Source organism: Chryseobacterium sp. PCH239 (genome assembly GCF_018924625.1).
GTDB lineage: Bacteria > Bacteroidota > Bacteroidia > Flavobacteriales > Weeksellaceae > Chryseobacterium > Chryseobacterium cucumeris.
The window spans coordinates 3504662-3529588 of the sequence record NZ_CP073027.1 but is presented as its reverse complement, the minus strand read 5'-3'; the positions used below and the strand labels follow the sequence as shown (position 1 = coordinate 3529588).

General features: G+C 38.1%; 20 protein-coding genes and 1 riboswitch. Of the genes, 3 read left to right on the top strand and 17 right to left on the bottom strand.

Annotation, left to right across the window (positions count from 1 at the left end; genetic code table 11):
- The first annotated feature begins 141 nt into the window (after positions 1-141).
- Together KBP46_RS16340 and KBP46_RS16335 are read left to right on the top strand one after the other, a co-directional pair.
- Entirely contained in the window at positions 142-435 is a 294-nt protein-coding gene (locus KBP46_RS16340) for a cytochrome c (RefSeq protein WP_062676044.1), read from the top strand.
- Between the two features lie 21 nt (positions 436-456).
- Positions 457-744 (top strand): c-type cytochrome, encoded by a 288-nt coding sequence (locus tag KBP46_RS16335; protein ID WP_216443706.1) that lies wholly within the window; start codon positions 457-459, stop codon positions 742-744.
- A gap of 152 nt (positions 745-896) precedes the next feature.
- Here the strand turns inward: KBP46_RS16335 and KBP46_RS16330 are convergent, their stop codons facing one another.
- The 15 genes from KBP46_RS16330 to KBP46_RS16265 all read right to left on the bottom strand — a co-directional run bounded on the left by KBP46_RS16330 (position 897) and on the right by KBP46_RS16265 (position 21754).
- Positions 897-1403, bottom strand: coding sequence for a hypothetical protein (locus KBP46_RS16330; RefSeq protein ID WP_120233267.1), 507 nt, complete (start codon positions 1401-1403; stop codon positions 897-899).
- Positions 1390-2088 carry a peptide chain release factor H gene (gene prfH, locus KBP46_RS16325; RefSeq protein WP_216443705.1) on the bottom strand — a complete coding sequence of 233 codons (699 nt, stop codon included), beginning with the start codon at positions 2086-2088 and terminating at the stop codon, positions 1390-1392. Before prfH ends, KBP46_RS16330 begins: the two co-directional genes overlap by 14 nt.
- A gap of 3 nt (positions 2089-2091) precedes the next feature.
- The gene (locus KBP46_RS16320; RefSeq protein WP_216443704.1) at positions 2092-2637 is read right to left on the bottom strand and encodes a nucleotidyltransferase family protein; all 546 of its coding nucleotides are present in this window, start codon (positions 2635-2637) and stop codon (positions 2092-2094) included.
- A gap of 75 nt (positions 2638-2712) precedes the next feature.
- Positions 2713-4104 carry an RtcB family protein gene (locus tag KBP46_RS16315; protein WP_216443703.1) on the bottom strand — a complete coding sequence of 464 codons (1392 nt, stop codon included), beginning with the start codon at positions 4102-4104 and terminating at the stop codon, positions 2713-2715.
- A 27-nt stretch (positions 4105-4131) separates the two neighbouring features.
- Positions 4132-4866, bottom strand: coding sequence for a hypothetical protein (locus KBP46_RS16310; protein WP_216443702.1), 735 nt, complete (start codon positions 4864-4866; stop codon positions 4132-4134).
- Positions 4867-5276: 410 nt separating this feature from the next.
- A complete protein-coding gene (locus KBP46_RS23845; RefSeq protein ID WP_253297062.1) occupies positions 5277-5441 on the bottom strand; it encodes a hypothetical protein in 165 nt (54 codons plus the stop codon).
- Positions 5422-6123 (bottom strand): M28 family peptidase, encoded by a 702-nt coding sequence (locus KBP46_RS16305; RefSeq protein WP_253297061.1) that lies wholly within the window; start codon positions 6121-6123, stop codon positions 5422-5424. Before KBP46_RS16305 ends, KBP46_RS23845 begins: the two co-directional genes overlap by 20 nt.
- 42 nt (positions 6124-6165) lie before the next feature.
- Complete coding sequence (gene scpA / locus KBP46_RS16300; RefSeq protein WP_062676050.1) at positions 6166-8286, bottom strand: methylmalonyl-CoA mutase; 2121 nt, start codon at positions 8284-8286, stop codon at positions 6166-6168.
- A 138-nt stretch (positions 8287-8424) separates the two neighbouring features.
- Complete coding sequence (locus KBP46_RS16295) at positions 8425-10461, bottom strand: prolyl oligopeptidase family protein (protein ID WP_253297292.1); 2037 nt, start codon at positions 10459-10461, stop codon at positions 8425-8427.
- Between the two features lie 162 nt (positions 10462-10623).
- The gene (locus tag KBP46_RS16290) at positions 10624-11301 is read right to left on the bottom strand and encodes a hypothetical protein (protein ID WP_216443700.1); all 678 of its coding nucleotides are present in this window, start codon (positions 11299-11301) and stop codon (positions 10624-10626) included.
- Between the two features lie 72 nt (positions 11302-11373).
- Complete coding sequence (gene prfA / locus KBP46_RS16285) at positions 11374-12459, bottom strand: peptide chain release factor 1 (RefSeq protein WP_120233275.1); 1086 nt, start codon at positions 12457-12459, stop codon at positions 11374-11376.
- Positions 12460-12611: 152 nt separating this feature from the next.
- The gene (locus tag KBP46_RS16280; protein WP_120233276.1) at positions 12612-13916 is read right to left on the bottom strand and encodes an APC family permease; all 1305 of its coding nucleotides are present in this window, start codon (positions 13914-13916) and stop codon (positions 12612-12614) included.
- Between the two features lie 7 nt (positions 13917-13923).
- Positions 13924-16356 (bottom strand): TonB-dependent siderophore receptor, encoded by a 2433-nt coding sequence (locus tag KBP46_RS16275; RefSeq protein ID WP_216443699.1) that lies wholly within the window; start codon positions 16354-16356, stop codon positions 13924-13926.
- Positions 16357-16449: 93 nt separating this feature from the next.
- Positions 16450-16555, bottom strand: a riboswitch (SAM riboswitch).
- Positions 16556-16644: 89 nt separating this feature from the next.
- Positions 16645-19482 carry an alpha-amylase family glycosyl hydrolase gene (locus KBP46_RS16270; RefSeq protein WP_216443698.1) on the bottom strand — a complete coding sequence of 946 codons (2838 nt, stop codon included), beginning with the start codon at positions 19480-19482 and terminating at the stop codon, positions 16645-16647.
- Between the two features lie 193 nt (positions 19483-19675).
- Complete coding sequence (locus KBP46_RS16265) at positions 19676-21754, bottom strand: T9SS type A sorting domain-containing protein (RefSeq protein WP_216443697.1); 2079 nt, start codon at positions 21752-21754, stop codon at positions 19676-19678.
- Between the two features lie 153 nt (positions 21755-21907).
- Between KBP46_RS16265 and KBP46_RS16260 the strand changes: the two genes are divergently transcribed.
- A complete protein-coding gene (locus tag KBP46_RS16260; RefSeq protein ID WP_216443696.1) occupies positions 21908-22780 on the top strand; it encodes an AraC family transcriptional regulator in 873 nt (290 codons plus the stop codon).
- A 92-nt stretch (positions 22781-22872) separates the two neighbouring features.
- Here the strand turns inward: KBP46_RS16260 and KBP46_RS16255 are convergent, their stop codons facing one another.
- Both KBP46_RS16255 and KBP46_RS16250 read right to left on the bottom strand, forming a co-directional pair.
- On the bottom strand, positions 22873-23157 hold the full coding sequence (locus KBP46_RS16255; RefSeq protein WP_171006268.1) for a hypothetical protein: 285 nt from the start codon (positions 23155-23157) through the stop codon (positions 22873-22875).
- Positions 23158-23250: 93 nt separating this feature from the next.
- Positions 23251-24858: a fumarate hydratase gene (locus KBP46_RS16250; protein WP_216443695.1), complete on the bottom strand. Its 1608-nt coding sequence runs from the start codon at positions 24856-24858 to the stop codon at positions 23251-23253.
- Between the last annotated feature and the right edge of the window lie 69 nt (positions 24859-24927).

Below are 24927 nucleotides of genomic sequence, written 5' to 3'. Positions count from 1 at the left end.
ACAAAAGACACAAATTGGCTTTATTTGGAATTATCAATTTTTTATGAATTTAGTTTTTATTTCTTCTAAATTAAAACTAGAATATCCTGTATCAACGGCTTCAGGAATTTATTACATTTGTTTTATATCAAAAGAAGAAACATGAAAAAACTCATCGCTGCGGCTTCGTTTACGGCTATTTTGCTTGTATCCTGTACGCCGAAAGCTTCTACGTCCGCTACTACTGCAGGAACCTCTACCTCTACTGCAGAACAGATTGCTCAGGGGAAAACTATTTTTGAAAACTCTTGCGGAAGATGTCATAAATTACCAGATCCTGCTTCACACAACCCTGTGCAATGGGTAGGAATCATGAATTCTATGGCTCCAAAGGCAAAATTGACGGATGAACAGCATCAATGGGTTTATGATTATATTGTTTCTGTAAAGAAGTAATCATCAAAAAAATATTAGGATATGAAAAAATTCATTTTAACAGGTATTGCAGCATCGGCATTTCTGGTATCCTGCGGACCGAAAAGTGTGGCTGTTAACGGGCCAAAGTACACCTCATCTGAGCAGTTGGCGCAAGGAAAAACCATTTTTGAAAATTCCTGTGCAAAATGCCATAAGCTTCCGGAGCCAACCAAGCATGACAACCAGGGATGGATCAATACTTTAAGCAGAATGGCTCCGAAGGCCAAGCTTACTGATGACCAACATCAAATGGTGTATGATTATCTGATCTCCGTGAATAAAAAATAAGACTACATCAAAATTGTCATTCTGAACGAAATGTAATGGAGAATCTCACGCTTATGGTTATCAATAAGATTCTTCATTCGTCAGAATGACAGAAGTCAAATGATTTGACTTTTGAAGTAGTCGTACTGTTTTTATTATAAATCAAAAAAAGATTATTCGGCCTTTTTTACGGTTCTTGTCCTGGTTACTTTTCCTTTAACCAGTTTTTCTCTGTCTTCAATAATTTCGAGTGCTGCACGGTTGTAAGCAAATTTTTTAGCTTCTTTAAGTGTTGCCAAAGCCTGTTTGTAATCAAAGCTTCTCTCCTGAAGAAGAGAAAGACAGGTCAGGATTTCTGATTTATCAATTCCTTTTAGTTTCAAAGCAAATTCAATCAGTTTTTCTGCTTCTCTATAATCTTCATTACTCAAAAGACATTCAATATAATATTTGGGAGTATTAATATTCCCAATATTACTCTGCATGGCTTCATCAAAGTATTTCTTGGCAGTTTCATAATCCTTTAATTCTTCTGAATATATTCTTCCCATGAGACAAAGACTGTCCGCATCTTCCGGTTCATAGGATAAAGCATAATTCAGCGCATCCATACATTCAGCAAGGTTGAAAGGAAAGTAGTCTAATGCTTCAAAATAATATTTACTTTTAGTTAAGGTCATTTCTGTAGTTTTTTAATTCATTTTTCAAGGCATTTCTTCTTTTCTTAAATGTCTTGTCTTCGTAATTCTTTTTAAAATCTGTCCCTGAGAATGTACGAACCGGATTTCCGCGCTCTACCTGCATCTGCATCGACCAGGTTTCTTTTAGTTTTCTTTCCAGTTGTTGTATATAAACTGCCATCACCTTTTCTTTGAGTCTGATCACAGACCGTTTTTTATTCTCCAGCTGTGAACGGGAATCCTGTACAAAAACAGTTTCGTTGGTAGGAATATGGGTGGCACGTACAGCGGTATTCACCTTGTTTACGTTTTGTCCTCCACTTCCCTGGCTTCTTACAGTCTGAAACCGGATATCTTTTTCATGGAAATCAGTCATTTTTACATTTTCCAGTTCAAAAATTCCGATAAACCAATTGCTTCTTTTATGGAGCTTCCTGAATGTACTTTTCCCTATCCAGCAAACACTTCCCAGCCAGCTTTTTAAAAACAAGCTTAGGTCTTTTCCTTTCAAAAGCAGGGTTACTGATTTTAATGTCAGGTTTTCATCTCCATTTTCACGATGAATGATTTCGTATTCTATTGTATTGTGTTTTGCCTCTTCAAGAAAGGCCTTTAGAACCCTGGCTACTACCCACTGGCATTCTAAAGGGCCTCTTCCCGAAGTGATCTGTATTAATTTTTCCATTTTTTATGTTGGCATTTTGCTTAATAAAGGGTTTCCAACCGGATTTATTCCCTTTTGTAATAGTTCTTTTGCGGCCATCACTGCCCAGCATTTGTCACTGGAGTGAATATTTCTGTAAAAAGAAAGTAAAATATCAGGCCTCACAACGGTAAAACCATTGGTTTCTAATGTCTCTAGATCATCTCTTTCAAAGAAGTCTATGGTAATTCTGTAAAGTTTTTCATTTTCCAGTTCAACTGTTTTTTCATACCTGCGAAAGTTTTCGTCACTCGGCAGATGGTCATATCGTGTCCAGACTTTCTGGAATCCTTCCTGCTGAAGAATGATAACTACTTCTGCTACATTTTCTTTTTTTACAAAAACATCAATATCCTTGTGGTCATGGGCATGCTTGTATTCTGTATGTCCTGTTTCTGACATAAAATGCCATGCCCAACCCCCTGATATAATGACTTTATCTTTTAATTTATCTAAAATTCCGAGTCCTGACTGAATTCTGAATTCCGGCCAGACTTCACCGTATCGTTTTATGTTATGTGGTGCTCCCATTTTTTGTTTTTCAATATTTTCTGATTAAACCTTACAGGTTTTTGAAACCTGTAAGGTTATAAAGTATGAGGCGCATTATTTGTCCATTCTCACAATTCTCGGCTGGAATCTTCCCAGAATATCTACCAGCTCACACTGTGCATTCATCACTTCATTGATGTCTTTGTAGGCCATTGGTGCTTCTTCTGCATTTCCGCCCATCAATGTGACATTTTTAAGTTTCAGCTCTTTTTTGATATCATGCTGAGTGAAAAGGCTTCTGCATTCTCCTCGTGAGTGAGCTCTTCCTGCACCGTGTGATGCTGAATTCAGGGATTCAGGATTTCCCTTACCGCGAACGATGAACCCTTTTGCGGTCATAGATCCCGGAATTATTCCCAATTCATTCTCATTGGCAGGTGTTGCACCTTTTCGATGAACGATTACTTCTTTACCGTTATGGATTTCTTTCCAGGCAAAGTTGTGATGATTTTCAATTCTGGCTTTCACTCTTCCACCAACTGCTTTTACAAGCCTTCTGTGAATATCATCATGACAGGCTGAAGCATAATCTCCGGCAAGGTTCATTGCCGTCCAGTATTCCAATCCAAGATGGGTACTCAAATCCAGCCATGCGAAGTTTTGTGCTTCTTTTGGTAACGGACATTGTTCTGTCGCCATTCTTGAATAATACTGTGCTATTTCTGCCCCCAGGCCTCTTGAGCCACTGTGAGAAAGTATTCCCAGATATTTTCCTTTTGGGAGACCAATTTGTTCGTCCTCTTCAGTGATTTCCACTTCCCCGAATTCTACGAAGTGATTTCCTCCGCCTGAGGATCCCATCTGTTTGATGGCTTTTCCCTTTAATCTTCTTAAGATCGGGATCATATCGAATGTATCTCTGTCGAAAATCTCATGATCTATGTGAGATTTATGCGTTTCATACATTCCGAATTTTGTATGCTCAGCAAGCGCTTTTTCATATTTATCTCTTGCTCCTTCAAGATATGAAACCGGTGTATCCAAAATACTAAGGCTCATTCTGCAACCAATATCCATCCCTACTCCGTAAGGAATTACTGCATTTTCCACTGCCAGAACTCCTCCTATGGGAAGTCCGTACCCGCTGTGGGCATCCGGCATTAATGCTCCCTGAGTAGAAACAGGCAGTTTCAAAGCTGTGTACAACTGATTTTTAGCCTCTTCTGAGATATTGTTACCAAAAATCTGAAAGGAAGCACGTTGTGAATTCAGCATTCTTTTTTCATTTTTTTTGGATGAAAGCAAAGTTTCTGCAATTTGTCCGAAAGTCAGATCTTTTTCAAATTCTTCCGGATTCAGCAGGATCTCCTTTAAAATAGCTTTTACATGATGAATATTCTTCGTTGCAAAATTTCTTTTCATGACTTCCAATGCTACGTTGACGCTTTGGTTATTTGGATAGCCCAGTTTTAATATATCTTTTCCTTTTAGTTTTAAATTTCCCATTGTTTTTGTTTTAAATAACAGTTGGACCTATAAGTCCTGTAAGCTTTCTGCAATCTCTGTTGCAGACATTGTGCAGGAAACATATTTCCTGCTTTTGATAAGTTCTCTTTGATATCTTTCTTTCCATGGATTCGACTTACATAAAATAGTCTTGTGAATAATCCCTATTACCTTATGCTGTCCCAAATAGGAATCCAGCGCCGCATATTCTTTTTCCAGCTCCAGATCCAAGGGTTTGTAATGAGTAATCATGTTGGGTTTTACTCTCAGAGTAAATCTCCATGGTTCAGTAAATTTGTAGTAGGTTCCGAATATTTTACGGACAGGACAATAGTCATCCTTCTTTTCAAAGTATTGTCTTTCTCTGTCGGTAAGTTCCCATTTTGGATAATTCCAGGAAAATGAAGTAATATACCTGAGCTTCTGTTCTCTTTCTACATATATCTTTCTTCCTAATTTTCTTTTCTTTTTTAGAAATTTTCGGTTATCAGAATACATATAGGTATTTATCTTCTTTAAAATTCCTTCGAAAAAATCTCCGTCCTTGGATTGTTTTACATCATCCCTTACGACAAAGAATCTTACAAATCCTTTTTGATAAGGTTTATCTAATGGTATCAACGGAAGATTTCTTCTTATTTTCCAGAGCTCTCTACTACGTTTGTATTTTGTTCTTATCTGCTTTTCTACATCTTTTCTAATTGTTCTTTTTCTGCTTCTTACGCTTCTCAGGCGGAAATGCAGAAGGTTATCATTTTCCATTGTGAACAGAAGCCTGATGTGAGATTATAGAAACTTAATTATTTTTTATCTCACACAACTTTTAATCAACTAAAATACTAGTTGAATGGATTAATAATAGACTTAATAGTTCTGAGGAATGACCTCCTCCTATTTTGCCCTTAATGACACTAAAAAAAGATTTCGGGGAAACTTGAAGTTTGAAATATTGCGCAATAAAAAACCCAAAATCTCTACGACTTCGGGTTCTGATATTTCATTGTACTGTTATTCTAAGAATGTACCAAACCGCGAAGCCTTACCACCATAAGTGGCAATCCAACTGTAGAATTCTGATTAGTTCTGAACATTGCTTCGTTGTTTTTTTATTGGTTAAACTTGATTTTCAGGTGCAAATATATACATTTTTCTGAAAATCAAAATATTTTTTTTCACTTAAGGTGAATAATACTGAGAAAAATGGCATCAATTACCTTTGTCATCCGTTTTGTATCCAGTGTTTTCAAAGTATCCGTAGTTTGGTGATAATTTTTATTTCTGAAAAAAGAAGTATCGGTGATCATGAGGGCAGGGATATCAAAATTCCAATAGTTCAAATGGTCGGAATAGTCTATTCCTGCAATGAATTTGGGAGCAGAGAACGTCTCTGTTTTGATCTGCTTTGAGTCGGAAATAACCTATCATTTCTACACTGGCCATTCCATAGACATCAATTTTGTTGTCTTTTAAGTATTTTGCATGAATATAGCTTCCCATATTTTCGGTTCTGAAATAAGGCGGCTCTTCCAGCGTGTAAGCAACCAGATCTACTCTGTACTTCAGCTTCTGTCCTTTCAACATTCTAGCGAGCTCCAATAGGGCAGTAACTCCGGTGGCATTATCGTCTGCTCCCTGCTGATCTCCACAAACATCGTAATGTGCTCCAATAATGATCCGTTTGGTATTTTCTGTTCCAAAAGAAGTAATAACGTTTTTGTAAATTTTCCCGTCTACTTTATATTCCTGAAAAGCGGTACTGTCTCCATAAGGAGCAAACGTCTGATGAATATAATCTGCGATATGACTCAGCTGGTCAATATTTTTATGATTTCTAAATTGCGCTGTTTGGGTAAGTGCTGTCAAATGTTCCTTAACCAAAGCAGTATCTGCAACGGTTTTTGAGCTTTGTATGGATTTATTTTTTCCTGAAGCTAAAAGGAAAGCACCGGCGATAATAAATAAGCCTACGAGAAGAAACAACTTTTTCCTCGTAGGCTTTATTATATTTTTCAGATTCATAGGTTATGTTTTAATTTCAGTACAGAAATTAAGTTTTTCTATTTATTTTTCTAAAAATCTTTCTAAAATTTCCACTGCACATTTCGGAAGATTGGTTCCGGGCCCGAAAATAAAGTCAGCACCATTGGCATAAAGGAATTCATAATCCTGTTGCGGAATCACTCCTCCTACAACGATGGTAATATCGTCTGCTCCCAGTTTAGATAATTCTTCCACTACCTGCGGAACTAATGTTTTGTGTCCTGCAGCCAATGAAGAAACTCCCAAAATGTGAATATCATTTTCTACCGCTTGCTTAGCCACTTCTTCCGGCGTCTGAAACAATGGAGCAACGTCTACGTCAAATCCCATATCGGCAAATGCTGTAGCTACTACTTTCGCGCCTCTGTCGTGTCCATCCTGCCCCATTTTAGCGACCATTAGCCTTGGGCGGCGTCCTTCTTCTTCTTCAAATTTCTGAGTCAGATTAAGGGCTTTTTCAAAGTATTCGTTTTTACCGGCATTCATTGCGTATACACCAGAGATTGTTTTAATGTTTGCTTTATATCTTCCAAAGGTTTCTTCCATGGCATCACTCATTTCGCCAAGGGTTACTCTTCTTCTTGCGGCTTCGATACATAGAGCCAGAAGGTTTCCTTTTCCTGTTTTCGCGCTTTCGCGGATGTCATTCAGGATTTGCCCAACAGCTTCTGTATTTCTTTCTGCTTTGATCGTATTTAACCTTTCAATTTGTTTTCTGCGAACTTCAGTATTGTCAATATCTAAAATTTCTATCTGATCCTGCTTCAATGAGGATTTGAATGAATTGACTCCGATAATAAATTCCTCACCACTATCGATCTTAGCCTGTTTTTTTGCTGCGGCTTCTTCAATTCTCATTTTTGGAATTCCGGCTTCAATGGCTTTGGTCATTCCTCCTTCCTGCTCTACCTCATCAATATACCTCATTGCTTCCTCAATCATTTGCTGAGTAAGGCTTTCTACAAGGTTACTTCCTCCCATCGGATCTACGACATCACATATTCCGCTTTCCTGCTGAAGAATGATCTGTGTATTTCTTGCAATTTTTGCCGAATAATCTGTAGGAAGGGCGATAGCTTCATCCAGTGCATTGGTATGGAGAGACTGCGTTCCTCCTAATGCTGAAGACAACGCTTCAATAGCCGTTCTTGTAATATTATTGAAAGGCTCCTGCTCCGTTAAAGACCATCCTGAAGTTTGTGAATGGGTTCTTAATGCCAGAGATTTTGGATTCTGTGGATTAAACTGTTTCAAAAGGGTTGCCCAGATATATCTTGCGGCACGCATTTTCGCAATTTCCATGAAATGATTCATTCCGATTGCCCAGAAGAAGGATAACCTTGGGGCGAAATCGTCTACGTTCATTCCTGCTTTTATTCCTGTTCTTACATATTCAAGACCATCTGCCAATGTGTAAGCCATTTCAAGTACAGGCGTTGCACCAGCTTCCTGCATATGGTATCCGGAAATGGAAATGGAATTGAATTTGGGAATATTTTGCGAAGTGTATTCAAAAATATCTGCGATAATCTTCATGGAAGGTGCTGGCGGATAGATATAAGTATTTCTTACCATGAATTCTTTCAAAATATCATTCTGAATAGTTCCGGAAAGCAACTCCTGTTTTACTCCCTGCTCTTCTGCCGCTACGATGTAGAATGACAAAATAGGAAGTACAGCTCCGTTCATGGTCATTGAAACTGAAATCTGATCTAATGGAATTTCATTGAAAAGGATTTTCATATCCTCCACAGAGTCGATGGCAACTCCTGCTTTTCCTACATCTCCCACCACTCTTGAATGGTCAGAATCATATCCCCTGTGCGTTGCAAGGTCAAATGCTACGGAAAGTCCTTTCTGACCTGCCGCAAGGTTTCTTCTGTAGAAAGCATTGGATTCTTCAGCGGTGGAAAATCCGGCATACTGGCGAATTGTCCATGGCTTCTGAACATACATGGTGGAATACGGCCCTCTCAGATAGGGAGCAATTCCTGGTGAAGTCTGCGTTAATGATTCATCTTTTACATCTTTTTTTTCATAGGATGATTTGAGTTCAAGGCCGTCTTTTTCAAAATTGTAAATCTCTTTTTCCTGAGGTAATACACTAAAATCCGGTTTTTTCACAGAAATTGTCTTTCGCATTCCAATTATTTTTGTCCCCGTAAAGTTAATTTTTTTGAACGAAACATGAAACTTCTGTTAATATTCTGTTTTTCTTTCATTTAGCAAAAGAAAAAGGCCAAACAAATGTCCGGCCTTTCTTATAGGTATAAATTTAAGTTATTTCTTTATCCCCATCTCAAATAAAGCAAATGATATAAGATCTGCATTTTCACTGATCACCTGATCTGTTGATCTTCCAGCTCCGTGACCTGCATTCTTTTCAATTCTTAAAAGAATTGGGTTTTTACATGCTTGTTTTTCCTGAAGTTCTGCTCCAAATTTGAATGAATGTGCCGGAACTACTCTGTCATCATGATCACTGGTAATGATCATTGTAGATGGATAGCAAGTTCCTGCTTTTACATTATGTACAGGAGAATAGGATTTCAGATATTCGAACATTTCCTTACTATCTTCTGCAGTACCATAATCGTAAGACCAACCTGCTCCTGCTGTAAATTTATTATACCTCAACATATCCAACACTCCTACTCCCGGGAAGGCTACTCTCGCAAGGTCCGGCCTCATTGTCATTGTTGCTCCTACTAATAATCCTCCGTTTGATCTTCCGGAAAGGGCCATGTATTCTTTTGAAGTATAACCTTTACTTTGAAGGTATTCTCCGGCAGCGATAAAGTCTTCAAAAACATTTTTCTTCTGCTGTTTTGTTCCTGCATCATGCCATTTCTTACCATATTCTCCTCCTCCACGGATGTTTGGAACAGCGTAAATACCACCATTTTCCATCCAGATAGCGTTGACTACAGAGAATGACGGCTGAAGGCTGATGTTGAAACCTCCATAAGAGTAAAGAATAGTAGGATTTTTACCGTCCAGTTTAGTTCCTTTCTTATAATTAATCATCATAGGAACCTTTGTACCATCTTTTGAAGTATAGAATACCTGTTCCGAAACATAATCATCCGGATTAAACTTCACTTTAGGTTTTTGATAGATTTCAGACTTTCCGGAATCTACATTGAATTTATAAGTCGTTCCCGGTGTAATATAATTGCTGAAAGAGAAGTAAACATCTTTCTCTTTTTCTTTTCCTCCGAATCCTGAGATATTTCCTTTACCCGGAAGAGTAATTTCTCTCACCAATTTTCCGGTTTTATCAAACTGTTTTACCTGGTCTATCGCATCAATCATGTAGGTTGCAAAGAAATATCCTCCCCCTGAAGAGATTCCCAATACGTTTTCAGTTTGTGGAATTACGTCTTTCCATGTTGCGGGAGCCGGATTAGCAATGGTAGTTTTTACAAGACGCATATTCGGAGCATCTTTATCTGTAAAAATGAAAAGATCATCACCTTGTGTATCTACGATGCTGGCATTAATGTCAAATCCGCTCATAATTTGTACAAAGTCTCCTCCTTTTTTAAGGTCTTTTATATACAGTTCATTACCATTCGTGGCATTAGCAGCAGAAATGATAAGATATCTCTGATCTTCAGAAACTCCGGCACTAAGATATCTTCTTGGGGTCTTATCTCCTCCGAAAATCAATTTATCTTCAGACTGTTTTGTTCCCAGTTTATGAAAGTATACTTTGTGCTTATCCGTCATCCCGGAAAGTACTGTTCCTTCTTTAGGTTTGTCATAGCTTGAATAATAGAAGCCTTCGTCTCCCTGCCATGAAATTCCACTGAATTTTACATCCAGTAAAGTTTCATCAATCTGTTTTTTAGTCACAGCATCGATGATGATGATCTTATTCCAATCGCTTCCTCCTTCGGAAATAGAATAAGCTGCAAGGTTTCCTTTCTTATTGAATGAAAGATTGGAAAGAGATGTCGTTCCTTTTTCTGAAAATTTATTAGGATCTAAAAATACTTCTGTAGCATTGGTCTTGTTGTTGGTTCTGTACAAAACAGATTGCGCCTGCAGACCATCGTTTTTATAATAATAGGTATAATCTCCTTCTTTGAAAGGTGCTGAAATTTTCTCATAATTCCAGATATCTTTCAGCTGGCTTTTGATTTTATCCCTGAACGGAATCTTAGAAAGGTAATTCTGACTGTAAGCAACTTCTTCATCCACCCATTTTTTTGTAGGTTCAGAGTCATTCTCTAGATCTCTGAAAGGATCAGAAACGGCAGTTCCAAAATAGGTATCTGTCTGGTTTCCTTTTAATGCTTTAGGATAATTCATTTTCTGAGAATAAAAAGATGCTGAAAACAATACTCCAGCGGTTAACAATATAGGCTTAAAATTCATACTGATCGGTTTTTCTCAAAAATACGCAAAGTATGTGAAATAAAAAAAGTCCCGTTGTATTGGGACTTTTCCATTCTTTATGATGGTACTTTTAGACTATTCATTAGCTCCGAAACTTTCAAAATAGAAATCGGTAAGGTTGGAAACAATCTCATCCGGGCTTCCGTTCCAGTAATATATTTTGTCTCCTACTTTCATTTCGTAAAGATTAAAACTCTGATCAGCTGTTACTGTTTTATCAGCATTCTTGAAATCCTGAGCTGCCTGAACCAGATATTTTTTCAGTTCTTCTGCTTTTATTTTACTCAGATCGCCTTTTGGTCCGGAAGTTAATTTCGAGGGAACCAGAAAGCTTACGGAATAACTTATTTCTGCAATTTTTTCGTCCTTAACATATTCATTCGGGACAACTTTTACATTTTTAACAGTCAGTTTTCCTGTTTTAAAATTCCCAAACATCGCGATAAAATACTCTTCCGCCTCTTTTTTGCATGCTGAAGCCGTAGCTTTTGGGAAAGCAGCCAGAAAATTCTCAACGCTGCCATTTATCATTTCTTTTGAAGTTTCCTTAAAATCTACCTGATACGCATTCTGACCTTCTACAGTAGGTCTTAGATAATCGTTAAGTTTGTTCAAAGCTGTTTCATCATTATTCACAAAAGTTCCGAAAAAGAGTTCAAAGGCTTCTTTGGGTTTCTTCACTTCTGTCTGAGCCATCAGTTGCTGTCCCATCACGGAAAGCAATAGCAGGAAAATAATTTTGTAGTTTTTCATAGTTTAAATTGTATTTAGTATGTAAAAAAGCCTCTGAAAAATCAGAGGCTATGTTTTATTTTATTTCGATTTTTAGTAATTTTCTTCTTCCCCTTTCATCTTTTCTGCATTTTCTGCCATGATTACGGCATCAATCATTTCAGAAATATCGCCATTCATGTAAGCATCAAGGTTGTACATAGACTTGTTGATTCTATGGTCTGTAACTCTACCTTGCGGATAATTGTACGTTTTAATTTTTGCAGAACGGTCACCGGTAGAAACCATGGATTTACGCTGTGCTGCGATATCTCCCTGTACTTTCTGTAATTCGATATCGTATAATTTTGTTCTCAGCATTTCCATCGCCAGCTCACGGTTAGCCAACTGAGAACGAGCCTGCTGACATACGACAACAAGTCCTGAAGGCTTGTGGGTAAGCTGAACTTTCGTTTCAACCTTGTTTACATTCTGACCTCCGGCACCTCCTGAACGGGAAGTCTGCATTTCAATATCTGCAGGATTCAGTTCAAAATCTACTTCTTCAGCTTCCGGAAGAACTGCAACCGTAATGGCAGAAGTATGTACTCTTCCCTGAGATTCTGTCTCAGGTACACGCTGTACACGATGAACTCCGGATTCAAACTTCATGATTCCGTAAACACCTTCTCCTTCCACTTTCATGATCAATTCCTTGTATCCTTTCGCTGCTTCGTTAGAATCTGTCACTTCATGTCTCCATCCTTTTGTTTTGAAATACATGGTATACATTCTGTAGATATCTTCCACAAAAATAGCGGCTTCATCACCTCCGGTTCCGGCACGTAGTTCCACGATAACGTTTTTGTCATCTGCAGGATCTTTAGGAATCAGCAATACTTTCAGCTCTTCTTCCAATCCGGGAATTTTAGCCTGAGCTTCCAGTTTTTCTTCTTTAGCCAGATCCACCAGATCTCTGTCTGAACCATCTGCAATGATTTCTTCAGATTCTGCGATACTGTCCAAAGCGCCTTTGTACTGATCATAAACTCTTACAATTTTTCCCAAATCACTATATTCTTTGTTCAAAGAAGAATATCTTTTTTGGTCTGAAATGACATCAGGCTGTATAATAAGGTCTGCAACCTCATTATATCTTTGTTTTATAGCTTCTAATTTTGGAATTAATGATTTAGACATTGTAGAAATTTTGTGGGTGCAAAGATAAGGATTATTAATTCAAAATTAAAATTCCAAATCATCATAAATTTTTGAGCATTAGGGATAAAGGATACAAAACCACAAAAAGGTAGATTTGCCAATCTGTTTATTCCCTTTCTGAATCATCAAAACTAAGTTTGATATCCTTTAGAAAGTCTTCTGTCTATCAGATATAAAATAATTCCTACAGCGATAATTCCCAATCCTATCAAGCTTTCCTTAGGATTATGAATGAATGTAAAATAGAGGATATAGATACTGAACAAAAGAAAAACTGCCGGAAAAATATGGAAAGCATTCGACTTAAAGATTTTTCTGTCTTTTTTCTTCAGAAAGAAAACCGTCGAAATCGCAAGACTGGCAAAAAGCTGTAGTATAAAAGCTGTATAAACAAAAATTTCTTTAAAGCTTCCCGTTAAAATAATAATAGCAGCAATCACAGCATGGGCAAAGATAGCTCTTACCGGAATTCCTTTTGCATTTCCAGATGACAATGGTTTCCAGATGTGGGTATGTTTTGCAAAAGCCTGTGTCAGTCTTGAGCCAACCCACAAGTATCCGCTTATGGTTGCAATCAGCTGCAGGGCTATAAAAATATTAACAATTTTTCCAAAAGCCGGACCCAACATATTGACTGCCGCTTCGCCCATCACATCTTCTTTTCCTGCCAGCTGATTTACAGGAGCGTGTTTCAGCATAATATAATTCACCAGAATATAGCTTACCGTCACAAAAACAGTTCCTATAATCAATGATTTAGGAAGGTTTTTCTGCACATCCTTTATTTCTCCCGCAATATAGGAAGCTGAATTCCAGCCTGTGTAGGAATAGGTCACAAATACCAGAGAGGTTGCAAAGGCAGGAAGCATGATCTCATTCTGCCAGCTGTCACTGAAATTAAGGCTGTTGCCGATCTGGGGTGAATTTGAAATTCCTACTCCAAGAATAACCAGTACAATAATAAAAGCGATCTTAATGAATGTAAAAAAGTTGTGAAACCTGCTGGATGTTTTCAGGCTGAATGATAATGCAATTGCCACCAGGAATATCGCGGCTATGGCAAATCCGTTTCCAAAAGAATATTCAAATACAGAAAGATATTTTGACATAGCCAAAGCTGCCAGCGCTACGGGAGAGGAAAATCCTATGATGAGCGAAATCCAGCTTATGAGATATCCGAAAATGGGATGATAGGTTTCTTTAAGATAAATAAAATCGCCTCCGTTTCCTTTAAAATGGGAGCCCAATTCTGCGTAGCAAAAAGCTCCGAACAATGCGAGAACTCCTCCGATGCTCCATAGCAGGAAAATACTGTAGGTGTTGGTAATATCGGAAAGCTGAAATCCCAAGGTGGTAAAAATCCCTGTTCCGATCATATTGGAAACGACGATGGCTGCGGCTGTTTTCCAGCCAATCTGATGTGAGGAAGTACTCATTTAATGATTAAAAATTAAAATTAAGCCTTCCGAAGAAATAATTCCCCAGCGTTCCCATCTGTACAGGCGCATATTTGAATACTCCATAATATGAATTTTTATAAATCTGGCGGTCCGGAAAGACATCAAATATATTGTTGGCTCCTACTGTAAAATTGATACTTTTAGTAATATCATACCCAACGCTGATGTCTGTCACAACTTTTGGGGAGAATTCCTGCACGTCTCCAAACGGATAACCATCTCTTATTACCTTACCAAAATAGGTATTTCTTACGAGAAAACTGAATTTTCCTATTCCATAATTTAATCCTAATGAAGCTTTTGTTTTTGGAGACAGGGTTTCAATGATATTGATCTGATCGGGACCAAAAAACTGATCCTGAGGCGTTCCTAAGTTTTCAGGAAAATGAAAATCTGTGATTTTTGTTTCCGTATAGTTTCCGGCAAGATTCAAATTTAATTTTCCATTCCCAAGAATCCAGTCATAGGAAACCACTACATCTACTCCTTTCGTTTCTGTATCAATGGCATTGGCGAAGAATCTTCCGCTTTCTACCTTAAACTGATCCAGTCTTTTATCTGTTATATTGCTGGTGATCACAACTCTATCCTTTACTTTGATCCAGTATCCATCTATAGTAATTGTCAAGTTGTTTAAAGGTTTCAGCGTAAATCCAGCACTTGCATTGACAGAAGTTTCCTGTTTGAGTTTATCAAATCCAAGAATTTTAGCGGCTTCGCTATCGTTGCTGAATATTCCTTTGGTAACAATCTTAGAACCCGAAGTAGAAATATCTGCATAGGAATTATTAAAATACTGTTGTTGCAATGATGGTGCTCTGAATCCTGTCCCAACAGCGGCTCTTACCGCATAGTTTTTTACAAACTCATATCGTACAGCGAGTTTTCCATTCAAGGTATTTCCGAAATCTGAATAATTTTCAAATCTGGCAGCAGCGTCAATGTTGAGTTTTTTATCCAAATCATAGGAAACATCTGCATATACTGCCGTGGAATGTCTGTCTTTCTTCAAGGCATTGTTGGGAGAGAATCCGATGAAGGATTGAGATCCGCCTGCACCAAGCACTGTTGATCCTTCAGTGGCTACATTTCCATTGATGTCATATTGGGTATAGGATGCTTCGTCACCCGCTTTAATCTGGTATTGTTCAAATCTGAATTCTCCCCCAAATGCGATATTGAAACGGTTTATATTTTTAGAAACATCAAGATTAATGGTATTCTGCAGAAAACTATGGGCGCCTGCATAAAAACTTGTGGGTGATTTTGCACCCAGAGAAGCATTATTCGTATTGTTTACATTATAATTGAAAGTATTGCTTCCAAAGGTGTTACTAAGGTCAAATAGCCAGTCGTTAACATTATATTTCGCACCTACAGCATAAGAAACGTCATATACCTGAGAGGCCAGAGTAGCCTGAAATCCGTTCGGATAAATGGATGAAACTACATTAGACTTTTCGCTCGGCAGTCTTCTGAAACCAAACCCTTCTCCTTCTTTAATACTGAAACCTCCGAAAGAATAGAGTTTAAAATGATCATTAAAAGGATATTCTGAGTTGAAAAACAGCTGTCCCTGTCTGATCTGGGCATCTCCGATCTGAAAATTAAAATCATCACGTGTTAATCCTCTTTTTACAATTTCTGCATCATCTGCAGCTCTGGCAGCTTTTACGGCTTCAGCATCACCAGCAAATTCATAGGCAAAATTATCCCCGAAAATATCCAGGTCGTGATTTTGCGTTCTAGTGGTTTTTCCTCTGTGACTTAGCTGTAATGAAAGATTAATATAGCCTTCTTTCTTTCCTAATGAGGTTCCATAGTTAACTCCTGCCTGGTAAGTATCACCATCATTTCTTCCGGTTAATCCATAGGTAAGGCTTGCTGAAGCTCCTGTATTTTTCTTAAGAATTATGTTGATCACTCCTGCAATGGCATCAGAACCATATTGCGCAGCTGCTCCGTCTCTTAACACTTCTATTCTATCAATTGCAATTACGGGAACGGTACTCAAATCTGTTCCTACAGAACCATTTCCCACGGTATTCTGATAATTTACCAAAGAAGTAGAATGTCTTCTCTTTCCGTTAAGTAACACCAAAACCTGATCGGGTCCCATACCTCTTAAAGTAACAGGGTCAATATGTTCGGTACCATCAGAAGCAGACTGTCTCACTGCATTAAACGATGGAATCACATAATTCAGGAGATCCTGAGCAGTCATTTGGGGAGAACTTCTCTGGATTTTGTCGATATTAATTACATCTACAGGAACCGGTGTCTCCAGCTTTGTTCTTTTGACATTACGGTTTCCGACGATGATGATATCTTCGATCTGATTTCCTTTTTCCTCACTTTCCTGAGCCGCGACCAGAATTGCTCCAAGCAATAATACAGCTGTGCTTAATTTTTTCATTTTTATTCTTGCCAATTAATAATACGAATCTGACGGATCTTTCCGCAGATACACAAGACTTCAAGAAATGGAATTTATATAGAATATTGACTTCACTTATCTCCCCCAAAGGGTTGGAATTAGCACCTTTACACTTCTGGAATCGTGTAGGTTGCTAAGGTTTCACCGGGCCAAATCCCTCCACCTTTCTTGATAAATCTACTGCAAAAGTAGACTATTTTTCTGAACTTACAAAAAAAGGCAAATCTGCTGATCCGCAAATTTGCCTTTTTTATTTTATAATTTATTTTATTCAATAATCATCTTTTGAATGGCTATTCCTGTATCTGATTTCAACTGCACAAGATACGTGCCTGCTGGATAATCAACCTTCGCATCGTAAGTTCCGCTCTCTTTATCCAGTTTGAAAGTATCCAGTTTTTTACCGGTCATATCAAAAATTGAAATTTCACCTTTTTTTGCTTTATTGAAAACGAGGTGAGCGATTCCGTTGCGAACCGGATTATCCGCAATCTGAAGAGATAATTTGTTGACCGCATTGGTATCTACAGTAGACAACGCACCTGCATAATTTCCAAAGATTCTGAATTCTCCGGGCTGTAAAGTGATCGGAGCCGTTGTGGAAACTATATTCGAAATACTGTTATCCATTAAATTCTGCCATTGACCAGTGTAAGGGAAATAAGGCACTACATTCTGTGCGGAAGTCGTGTAATTGGCCAATACGACAACATTCTTTATTCCTGTTGTAATAGCTGCATCATACACATAAATTCTTGTGATAAGACCAGTAGGATCATTCGTAAGGTTATTGGATTCTATACTGTAAGTTTTAGATTTAAAAACCTGATGACTGTTTCTGATGTTGATGATTTTAGCCCATGTATCATAGACTGCTTTTCGGTTCGCATTGGTATCATATCCTAAAGTGAATGCTACAGGTTTTTCATCGGTTCTACATCCGCTGTCGATGGTACCATTCGCACATCTGTTGATGCTGAATTCATAACCTAATTCTCCAAACTGCCAGATCATTTTCGGACCAGGGATAGTAAAGAACGTGGCCCCGAAAGTTTTCATTCTTTCAAGAGCGGTATTCAGGTCTTTCACATTGTAACCTCCGTTTATAGCACCATAGGTAAGGTTTTTAAACATCAGCCTCTCTTCATCATGGCTTTCTCCATAACCTACGGCACTCATATTGGTGAATCCGTGAAGACTGTGATTCATACGGTCGTAGTTGCTGTTTTCCTGATAGCCCATCGTATTCTGATTGTAAGGATCTGTCTGTTTATTCCAAAGCATAACGCCTTTTCCTTCTGCTATTCTGTAATTTGCCCATTGCTGTTCTTCTGCATCAGTTCCCAGGTGTTCGAAGATCATATAAGAATTGGGATCAATGGCCCATTGTTTATCAGCATAATTTTTCATGATATCCACTCTGTCCTGCTGGTAGGCATTGGTACAGGCTTCATCATTTTCAGAACAGCTTTGCGTAAATCCTTTGGTTAAATCCCAACGGAATCCGTCTATGTGATATTCAGTCAGCCATTGCTGAAGACATCTTTCAACATAATATTGCGTTGAAAGACTTGTATGGTTAAAATCATTGAAGACATTGTATGAATGTTTCGGTACCTGGTTAAAGTAAGGATTGTTCGGTGCAACATCACCATAGCCGTCACCATCAGGATCAATATTCCAAAGTCTAACTAAAGGAGAGCGTCCTGTAGCATGATTAAACGCTACATCCAGAATGACTGCAATTCCGTTCTGATGACATAAATCTACAAATTCTTTGAATTTTTCCGGAGTTCCATAGGCTTTGTCTAATGCATAATGGAAAGAAGTATTGTATCCCCAGGAAAGATTTCCGTCAAATTCCATGATGGGAAGCAGTTCTATAGCATTGATCTTTAAATTCTTTAAATACGAGATTTTATCAATCAATGACTGCCAGTTTTTTTCTTGAGTAAAGTCTCTCAGTAATAATTCATAGACTATAAGATCCTGTTTCGCAGGTCTTTGAAAATTGGAAACCTGCCAATTATAAGCGGTCTGGCCTGTTTTAAATGTTGACACTTCAAAACCCTGCCCGGCAGGAAATGCTGGTAAGTTCGGGTAGGTAGAAGCCGAAATCCACGGGTCATCGTAAGAAGATAAAATTTGTGGGGAATAAGGATCTGCTACTTTTCTCAAATCGTTTGTTCTGTATTGGAAGGTATAAAGTTGCTGAGGAGTGATTCCATTGAGTTCAATCCAGTACAGATCGGGATTTGTGGTGTCTTTTTTCATTAAATAGGTATCATTCACCGTCCAGTTATTGAAGCTTCCTATGACGTGTACAAAATTTTTTCCCGGAGCATATAAAGCCAATCCCACCTTGGTTGGATCTGTCGGATGATAATTGATTCCCTGTCTGATCCAGTTGGATATTGCCTGGGAAACAACATTTCTCGGAACCTGTACAATGAATGCTGCCGTTTTGGAATTGGTTCCCTGTGTCGCCACAAGTTCCATATTTGCATCCTGAGTAACCGTATAACTGTAAGAATAAGATTGTGAAGGCGTTGTTGCTGAATTGACAACAGTTCCGTTGGCTTTTAGCTGAAATGTAGCATTGGTACTTGCCGTCGCCGTAATAGTAATGGAATTTCCCGTAGGAACTGAAGTGAGGCTGTTCGCCAATGGATTTGTAAGCGTTAAGTTTAAAGTCCCTACGTTTACAAAAATATCGGGTGAAGTCTGATGCGATCCCGTCTTATCCTTTAATAAAAACCCAAACCTTCCGATTCCTGTTCTTCCATAAAAAGAAGTTGGTGTAAAAGTGAGTGAATAACTATCTGTAGCAGCATTATAATTCAGCTTATTCAGATCATTGGAATTGTTCCAGCTGCCATTGGTAGGGCAATCCTGACTATTCTGATAATTGGTATCAAACGACCATGTCCAGATATAAATGGCATTATTGGAAACTCCCCAGGCAGACTCGTCAATCTGATCACCTGGAACTGTAAGCGTAATGGCATCTGTTTCATTGAATGGATTGGGAGAAATTGTATAATTGATCTGACCAAAAACACCTATTGTAATCAGCAGAAAAACAACGGAATAAAATTTTCTCATATCTTATTTTTTATCGAATATAGTGTTATTTTTTATTCATAACCATCATTTTGAATCAGTTTTCGGGAAATATTTCATTTTTTTCGGAAAAAATCGAATAAAAAAAGACTCATGAAATTTCATGAGCCTTCCAATAAAAGTAATTGTAATGAACTAATTCTTTTTGGCAAAAATCTTCGGTATTGAATTTCGCTTACTCTTTTATAATATTTTTAGAAATGGATTGTCTATTCTTTAATTTCAATTCTACAATATACAATCCTGAAGGAAGTTCAGTCATGTTGATCTGATGATCCGAGAACTGCACATTCATTCTTTGTCCTACAGCGTTCACAACATTTACTTTTTCAATTCCTGAATCAGCTTTAACCATAAGAATTCCATTTGTAGGGTTAGGATACACTCCAATGACAGATTGATTCAGTTTGGTTTCTGAAGTACTCAAAGAAGAGGTAGGCTTGATGCATCTTACTGATGATCCCTGTCCTCTCATAGCTCCGGCCGACGGATTGGCAATTGTCGATCCGATATACAGATATTTCGCTCCTAAACTTGATGTATCTGAACTCCAGAAATACCCTCTTTGCCCTACAAAAGTAAAGTTCCCGTCACTGGAGCTTCTGTATCCTCCTGCCGGTAATTTGAGATTGCTGCTGTAAGCTGTTGCCGGATTACCAATACTTTCTGCTCCTATTAAAGTTGTCCAGTCTGCCTGAGAAGGCATTTTCCAGTCTGGTCCTATTGCTTTACAAGGATCTATACCTACTGAAGCATTGACATCTGCAAGTGATGCCCCATTCCATGTATCTCCACTTGCAAAATTTGCCCACCATGCCGGAGATCCTGCAACATAAGCTCCAGCAGTGGTACTTGCTCCTTCCGGAGTATTAGGAGATGGTGCTGGTACCATCTGGGAATTTCTAAGCTGGTGTCCATCATCCCATCTTCCCCATTGGAAAAGGTCTCCATAAGAATTCGCATCCGCTACTGATGTAGCCACCTGTAAGCTTCCAAGGTTCTGCTGAAGCCAGATTTTTCCGTCTGCTCCTCTTACCGTAGTATAAGCAACCTGTTGTCCGCGATACATAAAACTTACACAACCAATATCACCAACACTGGCTCCAGGATCTGTATTGCTGCATGTTTGCGGATTAAGGTTCAGGGAAATTCTTTTCACCCTTGTTGTATTGTCGGAATAAGCCAAAACAAGATAATTTTGTGCCTTATCTATTGCTAAATCATTGTATTTTGCCTCTCCAGCTGAAATAAAATCACCTCCAAAAGGAACCCAGTTTTGCGAATCGTCTAATTGATAAACGGTATTTCTCAGGAAATTATCATTTTCAAAACGGCTGGCTACCACATATGGCTTTCCTGATTCTGTTACGGCTAAAGCAACATGCTGTACTCTTCCCTCTGAGAAGTTGGCATTTCCAACCTGTACCCAGGAGCTTCCGTCAAACTTTCTGACATTCAACTTTCTTCCTCCTCCGGAGTTGGAAACATAAGCAATATAGATCCTGTTTGCTCCATCTAAAGCAATATCAGCATTATACTGCTCTCCTGATGAAGAATCATCTGCTGCTGTTCCGCCTACCAGTGTCCAGTTTTGTGCTGAGCTGGCATCTGTACTGTTCTGATATACTTTTATCCCTCCGGAAACATTGCAGGTGTACACCATATTATTGGTTCCTATTACCATTTCTGCAAATTCAGCACCTCCTGAAAAACCTGCATTTCCGACCTGTTCCCATGCACCTCCGGAATATTTTTTTACTGTTCCGGAACCGTAAGATCCATAAGTGAATATAATATTATCAGAAGATACCGCAGAAGCCTGATAATTTACCGAGCTGTCTGTAGCATTAGGAAGCTGAGACCATAAAGAGCCTGTAAATAAACGTACTTCCATCCCGGAGCCTGGATAACCAAGCTGATTGGTATAATAAATACTGTTTCCGTTTGGACTTATAGACAATGAGTTATAAGTGGCTGTTCCTGTAGTTACGCCTGGAACACCGCCTAAGTAAGACCATGAGCTTCCGCTAAATTTCTGAACAGAACCTTTAGCTACAGAAACATCATAATAGGACAGATAATAATTTCCTGAATTGTCAATAACAAGATTATTGAAACCACTTCCTCCTGCAGATACATCCTGAATGCCTCCAACATTTTCCCATTGCTGGGCACACATATAGCTTCCAGTAACGGTTAACAATACTAATCCTGTTCTGATTTTCCGTATTGCAAAATATAAATCTTTAAACATATGAATATTATTTTTAATTATTCTAAATTTAATTTAATTTTGCGCAAAAGTACCTCAGACAATTAACCCCGAGTTATCATTTTCGAACTTTTGGTTATCCTGCGAAGGACTTTTATCTTAAGAAGTTGTACCATGGCTGTAAAAATGTGTTGTATGAGGAGTCAATCAAAAAGTGAACATTTGTTCATATCCGAGGACATCAAAATCATCATGCAGGAAGACCTTTGTCCTGATCAATCCTTCAAGTCTTATATGCTGGAGGGAAAGTCAAGTTTTAATTTGATTTTCATGTTGAGTGACGGCATTAATTTAGAAGGTCATGATTGCGGCACTCAGTTTTTATTCAGGAAAAATCAATATATACTTCATTATTCTTCCAAAGAAGGTGTTGCTGAACTATGGACAGAAAATCAGGAAATTCTGAGGTATCTCCACATTCAGATTAATTACCAATATATCTTTAACCTCATCAATCCAAAACTAAATCGTGAGAATGCTGAGATTCTGGAAAACATGATTCATAATAATTTTATATTCCTTCATAAAGAAACGCCGCCGGATATGACGGTTGAGATGCATATGATTGTTAAAGAAATTCTTGGTTATAGCAAACGGGGAATTATGCAGAAGTTATTCATAGAAGCAAAGATTATTAAACTTCTTATCCTGATCTTTGAGCAATTTAATGAGAAAAATATTCTCGAGGATACTCCAAAAACTCCTGAAATGATCAGGAAATTCATTGATGAAAATTATCATAGAAATATAAAAGCAGAAGAGATTGGAAAATATTTTGGACTGAACCAGAATACTGTAAGAAAGGAATTCAAAACGCAGTATCATACAACGATTGCTCATTATATATCAGAGCTCAGGATGCTGAAAGCAAAGAAAATGATTACCAATAAAGAAATTATGATCAAAGAAATTGCTATTGAGTGCGGTTATGAATATCTCCAGAACTTCACGAGGGCGTTTAAAAAGAAATTTGGGGTATCTCCTGAAAGTCTGAGGAATAATAAATAGAAAAACCGCTTAATTGCTTAAGCGGTCTATATATGTTGTTTTGCTTTGATATTACTTTTTCAGAATTCAGGTGAAAAAGCAATGACAATCAATTAATGATGATGTCCGTGATCGTGAAGGAAAGGTCCGTTTCCTTTCGGCTCGTTATAGATAACTTCTACACCTTCCTGCTCAGTAATAAGCTTTCTTCTGATATCTTCAGGGTCGAAAGGCTTTACTTTTCCGAAATACTCTTTCAAACCTTCAGTTAGCCACATTGGGATTACTAATCCGAAGAACATAAAAATACACCAGAATCCTACTAAGAACATAGTAATGAAGAATATAGTCCAAAGGAACTGGTAGAACGGCCAAAATGCTGATAATATCGTTATCATTCTCTTAAAGATTTTAGGCAAAAATAGAACTTTTTTCCTTTTTACACAAAAGATCAGCGTTCTATTTTGTTATTTATTTTAATTTTAAACTAATTAGTGAGCAAGATTTGCAAAGAAATCATTGCCTTTATCATCGGAAATGATGAATGCCGGGAAGTCTTTTACCTCAATTTTTCTTACTGCTTCCATTCCTAATTCCGGGAAGTCTACCACATCTACAGACACAATATTGTCTTTCGCAAGAATAGCAGCCGGCCCTCCGATAGATCCAAGATAGAAACCTCCGTATTTATGACATGCATTGGTAACATCCTTACTTCTGTTTCCTTTTGCCAGCATGATCATACTTCCACCATGACTTTGGAACTCGTCTACATAAACGTCCATTCTTCCGGCAGTAGTAGGCCCGAAACTTCCTGAAGCCATTCCTTCCGGAGTTTTTGCAGGTCCAGCGTAATAGATCGGGTGATTTTTGAAATAGTCCGGCATTGGTTTACCGCTGTCGATAATTTCTTTGATTTTTGCGTGAGCAATATCTCTTGCAACGATTAATGTTCCGTTCAGTTTTAATCTTGTTTTGATCGGATATTTGGAAAGCTCTGCAAGAATTTCCGGCATTGGTTTGTTCAGATTAATCTCAACAGCTTCTTCCAGATGTGGAGGAGTATCAGGTAAGAATCTTTTCGGATCCTGTTCCAGCTGCTCCAGGAAAATTCCTTCTTTGGTAATTTTCCCTTTGATATTTCTGTCTGCAGAACAGGAAACTCCCATTCCTACCGGACAAGATGCCGCGTGTCTCGGAAGTCTTATCACTCTTACATCGTGGGTAAGGTATTTTCCTCCAAACTGAGCTCCAATGGCACTTTCCTGGCAGATTTTCTGAACTTTTGCTTCCCATTCAAGGTCTCTGAATGCCTGTCCGGCCTCATTTCCTTCTGTCGGAAGATTGTCGTAATATTTTGCAGATGCTTTTTTCACTGCTGCAAGGTTGGCTTCTGCTGAAGTTCCTCCGATTACCAATGCTAAGTGGTAAGGCGGGCAGGCAGCCGTTCCAAGATCCGAAATCTTTTCTTTAATGAATTCTTCAAGAGATTTTTCGTTCAATAAGGATTTCGTCTTTTGATATAAGAATGTTTTGTTGGCAGAACCCCCTCCTTTTGTTAGGAACAGGAATTCGTAATAATCTCCTTTTTTAGCATAGATATCAATCTGTGCAGGAAGGTTAGACCCGGAATTCTTCTCATCAAACATCGTTAAAGGAACGACCTGAGAATATCTTAAGTTTCTTTTCTGATAGGTATTGAAGATTCCCTTACTTAGATATTCACCATCATCTACTCCCGTGTACACATTTTCTCCTTTTTTCCCCATTACGATAGCCGTTCCTGTATCCTGGCACGAAGGAAGAGCTCCCTCCACAGCTACTGCAGCGTTTTGTAAAAGGTTATAAGCAACGAATCTGTCATTATCTGTAGCTTCAGGATCATCAATGATTCTTCTAAGGCTTTCTAAGTGTGAAGAACGAAGCATGAAAGAAACATCTGCCATCGCTTCTTCAGCTAACAGTTCCAATCCTTTAGGATCTACTGTTAAAATTTCTCTGTCACCCAGTTTTTCAACCTTTACATAGTCTGATGTAAGTTTTTTGTACACCGTATCATCTTTCTGAATAGGATACGGATCCTGATATCTAAAATCCATTCAATTTTTGTTTCTACAAAAATACGCCTCCTTTAAAAAAATATGAGTAAAATCAGTCATTTAAATTGA